Source organism: Acinetobacter sp. NIPH 2100, from assembly GCF_000369805.1.
Classification (GTDB): domain Bacteria; phylum Pseudomonadota; class Gammaproteobacteria; order Pseudomonadales; family Moraxellaceae; genus Acinetobacter.
In genome coordinates this window covers 58,966-74,154 of record NZ_KB850224.1, presented here as the reverse complement: position 1 = coordinate 74,154, position 15,189 = coordinate 58,966, and the positions used below count along the sequence as shown (strand labels likewise).

The window sequence follows — 15,189 nt, the reverse complement described above, 5'->3', positions numbered from 1 at the left end:
AAAAGCTTAATTATAATTTAAAATTTAGCCATACATACTACAGCATGAAACCTTTGCATTTAAAAATGAGCTTGATAAAGTGCCAACAGCTTTTGCGCGCCAACTAACAGATTTTCCTCCCAGTCCAGATGCGCAGTATCATTGGCACCATCAGTAATATATTTGACCGAGATTAAACGCACTCCTAGCTTTTGACAGACTTTGGCTAAAGCATAGGCCTCCATATCCACAAGATTACAGCTCACTTTCGGCACGCCTGTTTCGAAGGAATCACCTGTGCCACAGATCCCTTTGGGTAAAAGCTCAAAATGTGGCTGGATATGGATCTCTGCAGGAATCTCATCATCCATTGGTGTCACGCCCACAGCAAAACCTAAGGGAGGCACATCCATATCACGTTGCACGAAAGTAATGACTTCAACCAGACTGTGTGCATCAAAGTGAGAACTTCCTGCACTACCCAAGTTGATTAGTGTCTTACAGCCCGTTTTTTGAATCACCTCAAAGGCTTTAAATGCTGCATTAATTTTGCCGATTCCACTGTAATGAACGTCAATACCAGCTTGCTCAAATAGACCTTTAGATTCATTCGGCAAAGCCATAATCAGAGCAATATCAGCATTCATAAAAAAGACTCGTTCAGATCAAAGTAGACGCATATATAAAAAGGTGTGCTCAAGCACACCTTAGATATTATTGCATCTTCTGCTGTAAGGCGACCAAACAAGGAGAGAAAAATAATTGGCCGCTATACGCCCCTACGACTGTTTTTTTCATCACCAAAGCCCATAAAGCAACCAAGAGTAGGCTGAGTACAACCGCAATGTAGTGTAAAGCGTCCATATGTAATTGGTGTGCTAAATTAAAGATCGCCAAAATAAACACACCGAATGGGAAAGTCAGCCCCCACCAACCCAAGTTAAATGGAATGCCTGTACGCACGTGACGTAGGGTGGTCAAGATCGCGATACCGAACCACCAGACACCAAAGCCCAATAGTACCAAACTTGCCACAATACCTAGAGCTGGAAGTAACATTGCTAATCCTTCAAACCCCATTGCTTGCATGATCCGTGGTGCTTGCTCACCCAATAGTAATAACGCTAATGCACCAGTTCCAATCGGTCCTAAGCATAACCAGCTAGAAATCGCGACCTCTTTCTCAGGCAATTGGTGCAATGCCAAACGTAGCATCAAAATGGTTAAGATCGCAAAAGCAGGTAAAACTGAAATGCCCCACAACACATAACCCGTGATCAAGATATACAGTGCGTGTTGATCCGCCGCTAAATGTTGCAATAACAGCCCTGCTGAACTTGCAGCAACCTCACACGCCACAATCGGCAACAACCAAACCGCAGTCATGCGATGTAACTGGTGATCTTGGCAGCTGAACATACAAAATGGCACTACCCACGCGATCAAAACAGCAAGAACGACATCGATGTACCAAAGATATTCGGCTATTTGAATGGCAATATCACCATATAAATGCGTGCCAAAACTGAGAAAACCATTGGCAATGGTAGCAAGCCCCATCGGAATCGCACCGAGAAATAAGCTCATATTGGGGTGCGTAAAAATCTGCTTGGCTTCAGCTGGAAATAAAATCCAGCGTAAGAGATAAAGCACACTAAACGTACTAAATAGCAGAATATTGAATTGCCATAATTTAGTCGCTAGCATAAATAACAGAGATGAGGCGAAAGGCAACTGTGCTAAGATCATGGCAACAACACCCGTTCCCATGGTTGCAGTGAACCAGTTCGGGGTAAAATGACGAATCACATCTGTGCTCTGTTCTAGCTGGTAAAATGGCTTTTTCATCTCTATTTCTATCTAAAGCGACAATGTTGTTATTTTAATAGAACCCTTAAATAAGAAAAATTGATTTATTTTTATTTAACGAATCAATTAAATTGATATAAAACGATTAATTATTGAAATTTTTCTGTGTAAAAACACAACAACAAGACGAAACGCTGAGAATATGGCAATATATAGCCTTTGCAAAAATCACTGTATTTAACGCCCATGAAGTTGCTTCGTCTCAACGCATTATCGCCAGATTTTCAGTTACCTCCAACTGCGGTAACGATTGGCAATTTTGATGGTGTCCATCTCGGCCATCAAGCGATGATTGCTCGGCTCAAAACGTTGGCTGAAGCGCAAGGCTTAAAAACATTGGTGATGATTTTTGAGCCACAACCACTTGAATTCTTTAAAGGTTATGATGCTCCACCGCGTATTAGCTCGCTCAGAGAAAAAGTAGAATATTTAACAGAGCTGGGTGTGGACTACATTGCTGTCGCGAAATTCGATCAGTATTTTAGAAGCTTAAATGCCACCGAATTTGCAGACCTACTCAAATTAAAACTCAATGCACAAAGCTTGGTACTCGGTGATGATTTCCATTTTGGTAAAGACCGCCAAGGTAATAGCGAATTCTTACGTGATTACGGTTTTGATGTCATCAATTTAAATACTATTGCTTTAAATGGTGAACGTGTCAGTTCAACCCGTATTCGTCAAGTCTTACAAGCAGGTGATTTGGCTTTGGCGGCAAAATTATTAGGTCGTCCTTATAGCATCACAGGTCGCGTGCAATATGGCGATCAGATTGGTCGCACCCTGGATTTTCCAACCATTAATGTCCGTTTGAACCGTCATAAACCCTGTTTAAATGGGATTTATGCGGTGGATGTGGTCTGTGAAAATGCCTCACTGACAGCAAAAGTAAAACATGCAGATCCTGCCCTCAACGGCATCACAGGATACCAAGCTGACAGTTTATTTGGCGCAGGCCATGTGGGGACACGCCCAGCCATCAAACAAGACCACCCAGAATGGCGATTAGAGGTACATTTCCCTGATGTTTCTGCTAATCTGTATGGCTTATTGATGCGGGTAACCTTCCTTCACTATTTACATGGTGAACTGAATTACCCTTCGCTTGAAGCCCTCAAAGCTGGAATTCATGATGATGTGCAAAAGTTACGAGACTATCGTACCGACACAACAGAATTTCCTTTTTAAATTTAATTAGTAGGGTTTGTTAATACTTCACAAATCCTAAAGTAATACATGTCAGTTTACAAACTGATCAAACTGGAAGAAAACTTGCATGAGCGATAAGCAAACTCCTGAAAATGCAGTGGATTATAAAGCCACACTCAATTTGCCAGCGACTGATTTTGCCATGAAGGCAAACTTGGCTGTGCGTGAAGCCAAATGGTTAGAAGAGTGGTATGCCGACAACATTTATCAGCAGATTCGTGAAGCGCGTATTGGCAAGAAAAAATATGTACTGCATGACGGCCCTCCATATGCCAATGGTCAAATCCATTTAGGCCATGCTGTCAATAAAGTATTAAAAGACATCATTGTTAAAAGCCGTGTCATGGATGGTTTTGACGCACCGTATGTGCCAGGTTGGGACTGCCACGGCTTACCAATTGAACTCAAAGTTGAAGAAAAAGTCGGTAAAGTCGGTGTTAAAGTTGACGCATCAACCTTCCGTAAAGCATGCCGTGAATATGCCTACACACAGGTTGAATTACAGAAGAAAGACTTCGTGCGTATGGGCGTGTTTGGGGATTGGGATAATCCTTATCTCACCATGAATTTCAAACAAGAAGCAGACATCGTGCGTTCGCTGGGTGCCATTGCGAAAGCAGGTCATATTGAACCAGGTTTAAAACCTGTGAACTGGTGTTTAGATTGTGGTTCTGCACTCGCTGAAGCAGAAGTTGAATACGAAGATAAAAAATCTGATGCGATTGACGTTGGCTTTACCGTTGTAGATCTCAAAGATTTAAGTGCCCGTCTTGGTGTTGATGTTCAAGACGTGACTGATATTGTGATCTGGACAACCACACCTTGGACACTGCCTGCCAACCAAGCTGTTGCCTTACATGCTGATATTGAATATCAATTGGTACAAGTTACGACTGAACGTGGTATGCAAAACTTTATCCTTGCAAAAGACTTAGTTGCATCCGCAGTTGAACGCTATAAGCTTGAAAATCCAGTGGTACTTGCTGATTTCACAGGCTCAGCAATCGAAAATCTCTTATTGCAACATCCACTACTTACAGACCGCCAAGTCCCTGTGATTTTAGGCGAGCACGTCATTGCCACCAGTGGTACGGGTGCTGTTCATACCGCTCCAGGTCATGGTGTGGATGACTATAAGGTCGGCTTACAATACAACTTAAAAGTTGAAAACCCAGTCGGTGGTAATGGTGTTTATTTACCAACTTCACCAATCTTTGCGGGTGAGCACATCTATAAAGCCAATCCAAAAATCATTGAAGCTTTAGGTGCAGTGGGTCGATTATGGGCACATCAACCAATTAAACATAGCTATCCGCATTGCTGGCGCCACAAAACTCCAATTATCTTCCGTGCGACCCCACAATGGTTTATCAGCATGGATGCAAAAGGCTTACGTCAAACCGCATTAAATGCGATTGAAAATGACATCGACTTCGTGCCAGATTGGGGTAAAAATCGTATTCAATCTATGATTGAAGGGCGTCCTGACTGGTGTATCTCACGCCAACGAACTTGGGGCGTGCCAATTCCATTTTTTGTGCACAAAGATACCAATGCATTGCATCCTCGTACGCCTGAATTGATCGAAGAAGTCGCTAAACTGATCGAGCAAGAAGGCATTGACGGTTGGTACAATCGCGAAGCAAGTGAATTCATCGGTGCTGATGCAGAGCAGTACAATGCAGTACGTGACACCTTGGACGTTTGGTTTGACTCAGGCACTACGCACTACGCAGTATTGCGTGAACGTGATGATCTACAAGATCCAGCAGACTTATATCTTGAAGGTTCAGATCAACACCGTGGTTGGTTCCAATCGTCATTATTAACCTCAATTGCAATCAATCAACGTGCGCCTTATAAAGGCCTACTCACCCACGGTTTTGTGGTCGATGAGAAAGGTCGTAAGATGTCTAAATCATTAGGCAACATCATTACCCCACAAGACATTATCAAAGATATGGGTGCTGATGGCTTACGCTTCTGGATCGCATCGGCGGACTATCGCTATGAAATGACGGCTGGTAAAGAAATCTTTAGCCGCGCATCAGATGGTTATCGTCGTATCCGTAACACCTTGCGTTTCTTGTTGGCCAACTTGAATGGCTTCAAACCATCAACAGATGCGTTACCAGTCGACCAACTGATTGCATTGGATCAATACATCTTGCAACGTGCTGCTGAGGTTCAAAAAACCATCCAGCAAGCCTATGAAGAGATGAACTTCCATATTGTGACCAATGCATTGACCAGCTTCTGTATCAATGACTTAGGTGGCTTCTATCTCGACATCATCAAAGATCGTCAGTACACCACCAAAGCAGACTCACAAGCACGTCATTCTGCACAAACTGCGTTGTATCATATCGTACAAGCTTTTGTTCGTTGGATGTCACCAATCCTCAGCTTTACAGCACAGGAAGCTTGGCCGTTGATTCCAGAACAATCTGGAAAATATGTATTTACCGCTGAATGGTATGACATTCCAACTGCATCAACAGCAAACTTGTTGTCTGAAGCAGATTGGCAAACATTGATTAGCGTAAAATCAGCAGTAAATAAACAGATTGAAGCAGCACGTAACGCTAAACTGATTGGTAGTAACCTGTCTGCTAAAGTTGAACTTTGGGCAGATGAAGCATTACAAACATTGTTAAACCAATTGGCTGATGAATTACGTTTTGTCTTGATTACCTCTCAAGTCATCGTTCACCCATATGCAGAACAAGGCGAAAGCACAGACCTCGAAGGTCTGCGTGTCCAAGTTTCAGCGGCAGACGGTGAAAAATGTGTACGTTGCTGGCATGTATTGCCTGACGTAAATACACACGTTGGTCATGCTGGTTTATGCGCTCGTTGTATTATCAATGTCACTGGCAGTGGCGAAGTGAGAAAATATGCATAATTCTGTGCAAACAAGCCCAGCAAAGAAAGGCTTATTCCAGTTTTACCCACACAACGTGCTCTGGCTTGGACTTTCTGTCCTTGCCATTGTGTTGGATCAATGGACCAAATGGATAGCAAGTTCGCATTTAAACTATGCGGACCCTGTTCCGGTGCTGCCTTTTTTAAATTGGACACTGCTGCATAATTATGGCGCAGCATTCAGCTTTTTGTCTGATGCAGGCGGCTGGCAACGCTACTTTTTCACCTCATTAGCAGGTTTTGTCTCGGTGATTTTTGTTTTCTGGCTCATGCGTATGCCTAAGAAAATGATTGTATTACCGATGGCAATTGCGTTGATTCTTGGCGGAGCAATAGGCAATTTGATTGACCGTGTTAGCTTAGGCTATGTGGTCGATTTTATTCATGTTTACTATCAAAACAGCCATTTCCCAGCCTTCAATCTTGCGGATAGTGCCATTACCTTAGGGACTATTTTGCTATTGATCGATACTTTCTTCTTAGAGAAGAAACGCAACCAAAATGCGGATGCATAAGATGAATGAAATTATCCAACCAAACGAAGAAATCCGTATTCAAGAAGGCTCAAAAGTCGACTTACATTTTTCTGTATCGGTTGAAAATGGTGTTGAAATCGACAATACCCGTGGTCGTGAAGAGCCAGTCAGTCTCGTGATTGGTGATGGTAACCTGTTACCTGGGTTTGAAAAGGCTTTATTTGGTTTACGTGCAGGCGATCGTCGTACTGTACATTTACCCCCTGAAGATGCGTTTGGACCTTGGAACGCTGAAAATATCCAAATCTTCGATACGGTTAAATTTGAACAACGTCCAATCGTGGGTCATATGATTGAGTTCGAAGATAAAGCTAAAGCAACCTTATTTGGGATTGTAAAATCGGTCAATGATGACACCACAGAAATCGATTTTAACCATCCACTTGCAGGAAAAAATATTACCTTTGAAGTGGAAATCTTCAAAGTCACCCCTGCGGGTCAGCAAGGTATCAAATTGATGTAACAAAAAAGCTCTCAAATGAGAGCTTTTTTTTACGCTGAAGAAAAGTATAAGATCATTAATAACTATTCATTTTTAAAATCAAAGCAATAACACAGGAATTTCAATATGCTGATTTATATTATTGTTGGTAGTGTTCGCGAAGGCCGAACTGCAATTAAAGTGGCCAATTGGGTACAACAAGCAACGACTGAACTCAGATTAAAAGATATTCAAACAGAAATCGTCGATCTTAAAGAGTGGGGCTTACCTTTATTTGCAGGTTCTCATCCCCCAGCGACAGGTATTTATGATCAACCCAAACAACAGCAATGGGCAGATAAAATTGCACAGGCACAAGCATTTATCTTTATTAGCCCTGAATATAACCATGGCTATAGTCCAGCGCTCAAGAATGCCTTGGATTACGTCGGTAAAGAATGGCAAGGCAAACCCGCGGCTTTTATCGGCTACGGCTCCACTAATGGTTCACGTTCAATCAGCCAAATTCGCCAAGTGACCTCTAGCTTAGGCCTTGTTGATCCAAATGCCGTCATTGAAATTCGAGACATTTTTAAACGTAATAAAGACGATAACTTTGAAGCCAATGAATTTGAAGTGAAGGGCTTAACAGGACTGATTAGTAAACTACAGAAGTATCATATCGCCTAGTTGTACGTCTAGGCGTACATTGATCAGGGAGATTGACGTCTGTTCGACTTCCGACTTGATCGCTAATATATCAATCATAGAGAGACAGGAAGTCTCATTGAGAATAATAAAACACACAGGACGTGGTCGTTAATAGGATATCAACGACATAAACTGAATATGAAGAAGCCCCGTCAGGATGATGGGGCTTCTTTTTTATATCTATTCTTTCTCTAACAACTGCTGGATTCTCTTTTGATAATTATTCAGAAAATCCTTTGTTACCCGAAAATGCTCAGTTTCTTCATAAGATATCTCTTTAATCCCCATATCCGAAAACTGATAAATTTTGGCATTGGGATAAGCCAATAAAATAGGAGAATGGGTGGCAATAATAAATTGGGATTGCTCCCGACATAAACGATCCAAAACCGATAAAGTTGTCATCAGCATGGTTGGAGACAAGGCTGCTTCTGGTTCATCCAAAAGATATAAACCCTTCCCTTTGAGTTTCAGAGTTAATAACGTTAAGAAAGCCTCTCCATGTGAGCGTAAATGGATATCTCCCCCATACTCCACCAGATAATTCACTTGCTTCATATAGGTTGCAACGTTATAGAAGCTCTCAGCACGCAAAAAGTAATAATCTTGGGGCTTCTTATAGCTTTTTATCGTTCGAATCGCCTGATGCAAATCAGAAGCCGTTGTTGCTGTATTCAATTGTACATTACGCGTTCCACCTTCTTCTGAAAAACCCAAAGCAAGCGCTAAAGCTTCGAGAATGGTCGATTTCCCTGAACCATTCTCCCCGACAAAGAAAGTGACTTCTGGATGAAACTCGATGCTTTCTAAATCGTTAACAGCAGGAACAACATAAGGATAACTGGCCCAATCCAAGGACTCTGGTGATTTAAACTTTACCGCTCGAATATAAGGTCTTTCTTGCATAAAACATTGGCACATCTATTTGTTATAGCATGCTAGATTTTAAGTTTGAAAAACACCTTAATTCATTTAGGTACGTCTTGAGTTGTCGCTTTGCTTAAACGATCTCTTTAATACTTATATTAGATCCAATGATTATCAATAAATTCCATGACGTCATATAACCTCTTTTCTAAGTGATTTTTTCCTACAGCGCAAATAATTTCTTTAACACCATCAACATATGCTGAATCACCTAAAACTTTTGTCTCAAAAATAATTGAACAAGATTTACCATCTGATATTTGAATACGATGATATGCATGTCGAGCTAGATTCTGTTCAGGAATCGCAAGCTCAAACTGTTGTCTTTTAACATCGCGTACTGATTCAATTACATGATTCTGCACACGGAGTGACTTGGCCATCGCCACAGCTGTTCCAGATACAGAAGTCTTATTTGCTTGATGCGATTCGATCATACTTATTTGATATTGACTGAAATTTTGTCCACTTTTTTCAATCATATTCATAAATTTAAGCATTAATATGTTGGTATTTGGGCATAAAACAACTGGAATATCCCAATTTTCTTGCTTGTAATCAAGATCCGTTGACAGTTCAATCAGACTAGAACCTGTTTGTTTACAATATGAAATTGCCTCTTTTAGCTCTCTCCCAGAACCAGCATGTATAACAATAGCAGTTTCAGTTTCATTATTATTTCTGTCAGCCCAAGCTAAGACTGTATACTGTTGATTAAAATCTAATCCTCTGAGTAATTCATTCGCTAATTTACCAGAGCCAATAATAAATACATTAGTCATAAGTTAAAGTTTTTAGAAGATTTCCTTTATATTAATCGATTTCCCTTCATTATATTTTCTTTTCATCTATGCAATAAAAAACACCCCCTCTGCGTTAGCGGAGGGGGTGTTAGTATTTAAAAGCTGGCGATGACTTACTCTCACATGGCAAGTGCCACACTACCATCAGCGCTAAGAGGTTTCACTTCTGAGTTCGGGAAGGGATCAGGTGGTTCACTCTTGCTATTGTCGCCAGCAAACTGTTGTGGTGCTTTCGGGTCTTATTTGTAGTGTATTCACCACATGCCTTACTTACGATCCAAAGAGTTATTAACGGATTAGATTATTGAGTCGAAGTTTATTGCTTAGCAATCACTAAATCAAGTTCTTTGTTCAAGATCAGGTTCAACTGATCTTTTATGAATCGATTATCAGCTTTACATACAACTGCTTGGGTGTTGTATAGTCAAGCCTCACGAGCAATTAGTATTGGTCAGCTTCACACGTCACCGTGCTTCCACACCCAACCTATCAACGTCCTAGTCTCGAACGGCTCTTTAGAGGAATAAATTCCTAGGGAAATCTTATCTTGAGGTAGGCTTCCCGCTTAGATGCTTTCAGCGGTTATCCCTTCCGAACATAGCTACCCGGCGATGCGACTGGCGTCACAACCGGTACACCAGAGGTTCGTCCACTCTGGTCCTCTCGTACTAGGAGCAGATCCTCTCAAATTTCCAGCGCCCACGGTAGATAGGGACCGAACTGTCTCACGACGTTCTAAACCCAGCTCGCGTACCTCTTTAAATGGCGAACAGCCATACCCTTGGGACCTGCTTCAGCCCCAGGATGAGATGAGCCGACATCGAGGTGCCAAACACCGCCGTCGATATGAACTCTTGGGCGGTATCAGCCTGTTATCCCCAGAGTACCTTTTATCCGTTGAGCGATGGCCCTTCCATACAGAACCACCGGATCACTAAGACCTACTTTCGTACCTGCTCGACTTGTGGGTCTCGCAGTTAAGCGCGCTTTTGCCTTTATACTCTACGCGTGATTTCCGACCACGCTGAGCGCACCTTCGTACTCCTCCGTTACTCTTTAGGAGGAGACCGCCCCAGTCAAACTACCCACCAGACATGGTCCTCGCCCCGGATTACGGGGCAGAGTTAGAACCTCAACATTACCAGGGTGGTATTTCAAGGACGGCTCCATTGGAACTAGCGTTCCAACTTCAAAGCCTCCCACCTATCCTACACAAGTAAGGTCAAAGTTCAATGTCAAGCTGCAGTAAAGGTTCACGGGGTCTTTCCGTCTAGCCGCGGGTACACCGCATCTTCACGGCGAATTCGATTTCACTGAGCCTCTGCTGGAGACAGCGCCGCCATCATTATGCCATTCGTGCAGGTCGGAACTTACCCGACAAGGAATTTCGCTACCTTAGGACCGTTATAGTTACGGCCGCCGTTTACTGGGGCTTCGATCAAGAGCTTCGCTTACGCTAACCCCATCAATTAACCTTCCAGCACCGGGCAGGCATCACACCCTATACGTCCACTTTCGTGTTTGCAGAGTGCTATGTTTTTAATAAACAGTTGCAGCGGCCTGGTTTCTGTGGCTGCCAATAGCTCAGGGAGCAAGTCCCATCACCGTCAGCAGCGTACCTTCTCCCGAAGTTACGGTACCATTTTGCCTAGTTCCTTCAGCAGAGTTCTCTCAAGCGCTTTGGTCTACTCGACCTGACCACCTGTGTCGGTTTCGGGTACGATTCCTGTGTAACTGAAGCTTAGAGACTTTTCCTGGAAGCATGGTATCAGCCACTTCACTGTACAAGTACAGCTTGCTATCAGCTCTCAGCATAGAGCACCCCGGATTTGCCTAAGATGCATGCCTACTGCCTTCCACCTGGACAACCAACGCCAGGCTGACTTAACCTTCTCCGTCCTCTCATCGCATTACACAGAAGTATTGGAATATTAACCAATTTCCCATCGACTACGCCTCTCGGCCTCGCCTTAGGGGTCGACTCACCCAGCCCCGATTAACGTTGGACTGGAACCCTTGGTCTTTCAGCGAACGGGTTTTTCACCCGTTTTGTCGTTACTCACGTCAGCATTCGCACTTCTGATACCTCCAGCATACTTCTCAATACACCTTCATCGGCTTACAGAACGCTCCCCTACCACTTACGCTAATGCGTAAATCCGCAGCTTCGGCACATAGTTTTAGCCCCGTTACATCTTCCGCGCAGGCCGACTCGACTAGTGAGCTATTACGCTTTCTTTAAAGGGTGGCTGCTTCTAAGCCAACCTCCTAGCTGTCTATGCCTTCCCACATCGTTTCCCACTTAACTATGATTTTGGGGCCTTAGCTGGCGGTCTGGATTGTTTTCCTCTTGACTACGGACGTTAGCACCCGCAGTCTGTCTCCCGGATAGTACTCATTGGTATTCGGAGTTTGCATCGGTTTGGTAAGTCGGGATGACCCCCTAGCCGAAACAGTGCTCTACCCCCAATGGTATTCGTCCGAGGCGCTACCTAAATAGCTTTCGGGGAGAACCAGCTATCACCAGGCTTGATTAGCCTTTCACCCCTATCCACAAGTCATCCCCTGGCTTTTCAACGACAGTGGGTTCGGTCCTCCAGTTAGTGTTACCCAACCTTCAACCTGCTCATGGATAGATCGCCTGGTTTCGGGTCTATACCCAGCAACTAAACGCCCTATTAAGACTCGATTTCTCTACGGCTCCCCTATTCGGTTAACCTCGCTACTGAATATAAGTCGCTGACCCATTATACAAAAGGTACGCAGTCACCGAACAAGTCGGCTCCCACTGCTTGTATGCATGCGGTTTCAGGATCTATTTCACTCCCCTCACAGGGGTTCTTTTCGCCTTTCCCTCACGGTACTGGTTCACTATCGGTCAGTCAGGAGTATTTAGCCTTGGAGGATGGTCCCCCCATATTCAGACAAGGTTTCACGTGCCTCGCCCTACTCGTCATCATTGTGTGTGCCCTTTCGTGTACGGGAATATCACCCTCTACGTTCGCACTTCCCAGAGCGTTCCACTAGAACACACACAACTTAATGGGCTGCTCCCCGTTCGCTCGCCGCTACTAAGGGAATCTCAATTGATTTCTTTTCCTAAGGGTACTGAGATGTTTCACTTCCCCTCGTTCGCTTCATAAGCCTATGTATTCAGCTTATGATACCCGCCTTATAGCGGGTGGGTTCCCCCATTCAGAAATCTCCGGATCAAAGGATATTTGCCGCCTCCCCGGAGCTTATCGCAGGCTATTACGTCTTTCATCGCCTCTGACTGCCAAGGCATCCACCACATGCACTTAATTACTTGACTATACAACCCCAAACAGTCGTTAACACATACAAGTGAGTGTTATCGTTGCAAACTTAATTGCTACTATCTGTTGTCCTGTGAATTTAATCACCGTACAGCTTCAATCTAATTCATATACCAAAACGCTTGATTCAGTTAATTTGCTAGTTCTCAGATTAAATATGTTCTTAACAATTACTTGTTAAGCTTATATCTAATCGAGTTTGAACAATTTATTTCAGACTCAATTTTCTAATCTGTTAATGATTAACTACCACCTCGTCGGTGCGTAGTAAACTGTGATAAATCACAGAACTTAATAAACCAAGACCATGCGATCTTCTTGTTTACTAAATTCTATAAGCTATCTTTGGAATTTAACTTTAGTTTCTTACATTACTTCGTAATGTGTGGTGGAGACTAGGAGAGTCGAACTCCTGACCTCCTGCGTGCAAAGCAGGCGCTCTACCAACTAAGCTAAGTCCCCAGCTTATCATTTAATGAACGATATATCTTTCAATCTAAGCTACTGCAATCAGATTTGGTGGGTCTGACAAGACTTGAACTTGTGACCCCACGCTTATCAAGCGTGTGCTCTAACCAACTGAGCTACAGACCCTCAGATACATCTTCGAAGAACAACTTGTTGTGGATTCTTACCGGTCACCAATCTTTCGTTAAGGAGGTGATCCAGCCGCAGGTTCCCCTACGGCTACCTTGTTACGACTTCACCCCAGTCATCGGCCACACCGTGGTAAGCGTCCTCCTTGCGGTTAGACTACCTACTTCTGGTGCAACAAACTCCCATGGTGTGACGGGCGGTGTGTACAAGGCCCGGGAACGTATTCACCGCGGCATTCTGATCCGCGATTACTAGCGATTCCGACTTCATGGAGTCGAGTTGCAGACTCCAATCCGGACTACGATCGGCTTTTTGAGATTAGCATCCTATCGCTAGGTAGCAACCCTTTGTACCGACCATTGTAGCACGTGTGTAGCCCTGGCCGTAAGGGCCATGATGACTTGACGTCGTCCCCGCCTTCCTCCAGTTTGTCACTGGCAGTATCCTTAAAGTTCCCGACATTACTCGCTGGCAAATAAGGAAAAGGGTTGCGCTCGTTGCGGGACTTAACCCAACATCTCACGACACGAGCTGACGACAGCCATGCAGCACCTGTATCTAGATTCCCGAAGGCACCAATCCATCTCTGGAAAGTTTCTAGTATGTCAAGGCCAGGTAAGGTTCTTCGCGTTGCATCGAATTAAACCACATGCTCCACCGCTTGTGCGGGCCCCCGTCAATTCATTTGAGTTTTAGTCTTGCGACCGTACTCCCCAGGCGGTCTACTTATCGCGTTAGCTGCGCCACTAAAGCCTCAAAGGCCCCAACGGCTAGTAGACATCGTTTACGGCATGGACTACCAGGGTATCTAATCCTGTTTGCTCCCCATGCTTTCGTACCTCAGCGTCAGTATTAGGCCAGATGGCTGCCTTCGCCATCGGTATTCCTCCAGATCTCTACGCATTTCACCGCTACACCTGGAATTCTACCATCCTCTCCCATACTCTAGCTGACCAGTATCGAATGCAATTCCTAAGTTAAGCTCAGGGATTTCACATCCGACTTAATCAGCCGCCTACGCACGCTTTACGCCCAGTAAATCCGATTAACGCTCGCACCCTCTGTATTACCGCGGCTGCTGGCACAGAGTTAGCCGGTGCTTATTCTGCGAGTAACGTCCACTATCCTAGAGTATTAATCTAGGTAGCCTCCTCCTCGCTTAAAGTGCTTTACAACCAAAAGGCCTTCTTCACACACGCGGCATGGCTGGATCAGGCTTCCGCCCATTGTCCAATATTCCCCACTGCTGCCTCCCGTAGGAGTCTGGGCCGTGTCTCAGTCCCAGTGTGGCGGATCATCCTCTCAGACCCGCTACAGATCGTCGCCTTGGTAGGCCTTTACCCCACCAACTAGCTAATCCGACTTAGGCTCATCATTTAGCGCAAGGTCCGAAGATCCCCTGCTTTCTCCCGTAGGACGTATGCGGTATTAGCATTCCTTTCGGAATGTTGTCCCCCACTAAATGGCAGATTCCTAAGCATTACTCACCCGTCCGCCGCTAAGTGATAGTGCAAGCACCATCACTCCGCTCGACTTGCATGTGTTAAGCCTGCCGCCAGCGTTCAATCTGAGCCATGATCAAACTCTTCAGTTTAAAATCATTAGTAGCTTATGGCTACAAATCTTGGCTCATCAATTTTCTGACTAAAAATTCGCTCAAATAAACTTCGAGAAATTTCTACCATTCAATCAATGAAATATTTTCGATTGATCAACCAGTAAAAATCCACACAAGTTGTTCTTCTATTCTCTTAATGATCTTTTTGCTACCTCGTCAGTAGCAAATCAACGCAATAAATATTTAACAACTTAACCAGTAAAGCTAAGTTATTTTTGCTTCATCGCGTCGGGATGTGTGCATTATAGGAGATTTTTTTTGGTGTGCAAGCTTTTTT

The 15,189-nt window shown here is 44.0% G+C and carries 9 protein-coding genes, 2 tRNA genes and 3 rRNA genes; 5 read left to right on the top strand and 9 right to left on the bottom strand.

Annotated features, from left to right (window positions below):
- Positions 1–59: 59 nt before the first annotated feature.
- Positions 60–626: a phosphorylase family protein gene (locus F887_RS17535; protein ID WP_005290728.1), complete on the bottom strand. Its 567-nt coding sequence runs from the start codon at positions 624–626 to the stop codon at positions 60–62.
- Between the two features lie 67 nt (positions 627–693).
- Positions 694–1,827 (bottom strand): TDT family transporter, encoded by a 1,134-nt coding sequence (locus tag F887_RS17540; protein WP_005290726.1) that lies wholly within the window; start codon positions 1,825–1,827, stop codon positions 694–696.
- A gap of 207 nt (positions 1,828–2,034) precedes the next feature.
- Here F887_RS17540 and ribF point away from each other — a divergent pair, with 207 nt between their 5' ends.
- The 5 genes from ribF (at position 2,035) to F887_RS17565 (ending at position 7,629) form a co-directional block, all read left to right on the top strand.
- Positions 2,035–3,036, top strand: coding sequence for a riboflavin biosynthesis protein RibF (gene ribF, locus F887_RS17545; RefSeq protein ID WP_005290723.1), 1,002 nt, complete (start codon positions 2,035–2,037; stop codon positions 3,034–3,036).
- Between the two features lie 88 nt (positions 3,037–3,124).
- Positions 3,125–5,962, top strand: a complete 2,838-nt coding sequence (gene ileS, locus F887_RS17550) for an isoleucine--tRNA ligase (protein WP_005290720.1) — start codon at positions 3,125–3,127, stop codon at positions 5,960–5,962.
- Between the two features lie 4 nt (positions 5,963–5,966).
- Positions 5,967–6,497 carry a signal peptidase II gene (gene lspA, locus F887_RS17555; RefSeq protein WP_171067414.1) on the top strand — a complete coding sequence of 177 codons (531 nt, stop codon included), beginning with the start codon at positions 5,967–5,969 and terminating at the stop codon, positions 6,495–6,497.
- 1 nt (position 6,498) lies between these two features.
- A complete protein-coding gene (locus tag F887_RS17560) occupies positions 6,499–6,981 on the top strand; it encodes an FKBP-type peptidyl-prolyl cis-trans isomerase (RefSeq protein ID WP_005290715.1) in 483 nt (160 codons plus the stop codon).
- A 105-nt stretch (positions 6,982–7,086) separates the two neighbouring features.
- Positions 7,087–7,629, top strand: a complete 543-nt coding sequence (locus F887_RS17565) for an NADPH-dependent FMN reductase (RefSeq protein WP_005290711.1) — start codon at positions 7,087–7,089, stop codon at positions 7,627–7,629.
- A 201-nt stretch (positions 7,630–7,830) separates the two neighbouring features.
- Here F887_RS17565 and F887_RS17570 read toward each other — a convergent pair whose 3' ends face one another.
- The 7 genes from F887_RS17570 to F887_RS17600 all read right to left on the bottom strand — a co-directional run bounded on the left by F887_RS17570 (position 7,831) and on the right by F887_RS17600 (position 14,888).
- Positions 7,831–8,556 carry an AAA family ATPase gene (locus F887_RS17570; protein WP_005290709.1) on the bottom strand — a complete coding sequence of 242 codons (726 nt, stop codon included), beginning with the start codon at positions 8,554–8,556 and terminating at the stop codon, positions 7,831–7,833.
- Positions 8,557–8,675: 119 nt separating this feature from the next.
- Positions 8,676–9,359: a dihydrodipicolinate reductase C-terminal domain-containing protein gene (locus tag F887_RS17575; RefSeq protein WP_005290706.1), complete on the bottom strand. Its 684-nt coding sequence runs from the start codon at positions 9,357–9,359 to the stop codon at positions 8,676–8,678.
- Positions 9,360–9,480: 121 nt separating this feature from the next.
- Positions 9,481–9,595: ribosomal RNA gene (rrf, locus tag F887_RS17580) — 5S ribosomal RNA — on the bottom strand.
- Positions 9,596–9,800: 205 nt separating this feature from the next.
- Positions 9,801–12,693 (bottom strand): 23S ribosomal RNA (locus F887_RS17585).
- A 390-nt stretch (positions 12,694–13,083) separates the two neighbouring features.
- Positions 13,084–13,159 (bottom strand) — tRNA-Ala (locus tag F887_RS17590).
- Between the two features lie 55 nt (positions 13,160–13,214).
- Positions 13,215–13,291 (bottom strand) — tRNA-Ile (locus F887_RS17595).
- A 59-nt stretch (positions 13,292–13,350) separates the two neighbouring features.
- Positions 13,351–14,888, bottom strand: a 16S ribosomal RNA gene (locus F887_RS17600).
- Together the 16S, 23S and 5S rRNA genes with 2 tRNA genes alongside form the textbook arrangement of a ribosomal RNA operon.
- Positions 14,889–15,189: the final 301 nt, after the last annotated feature.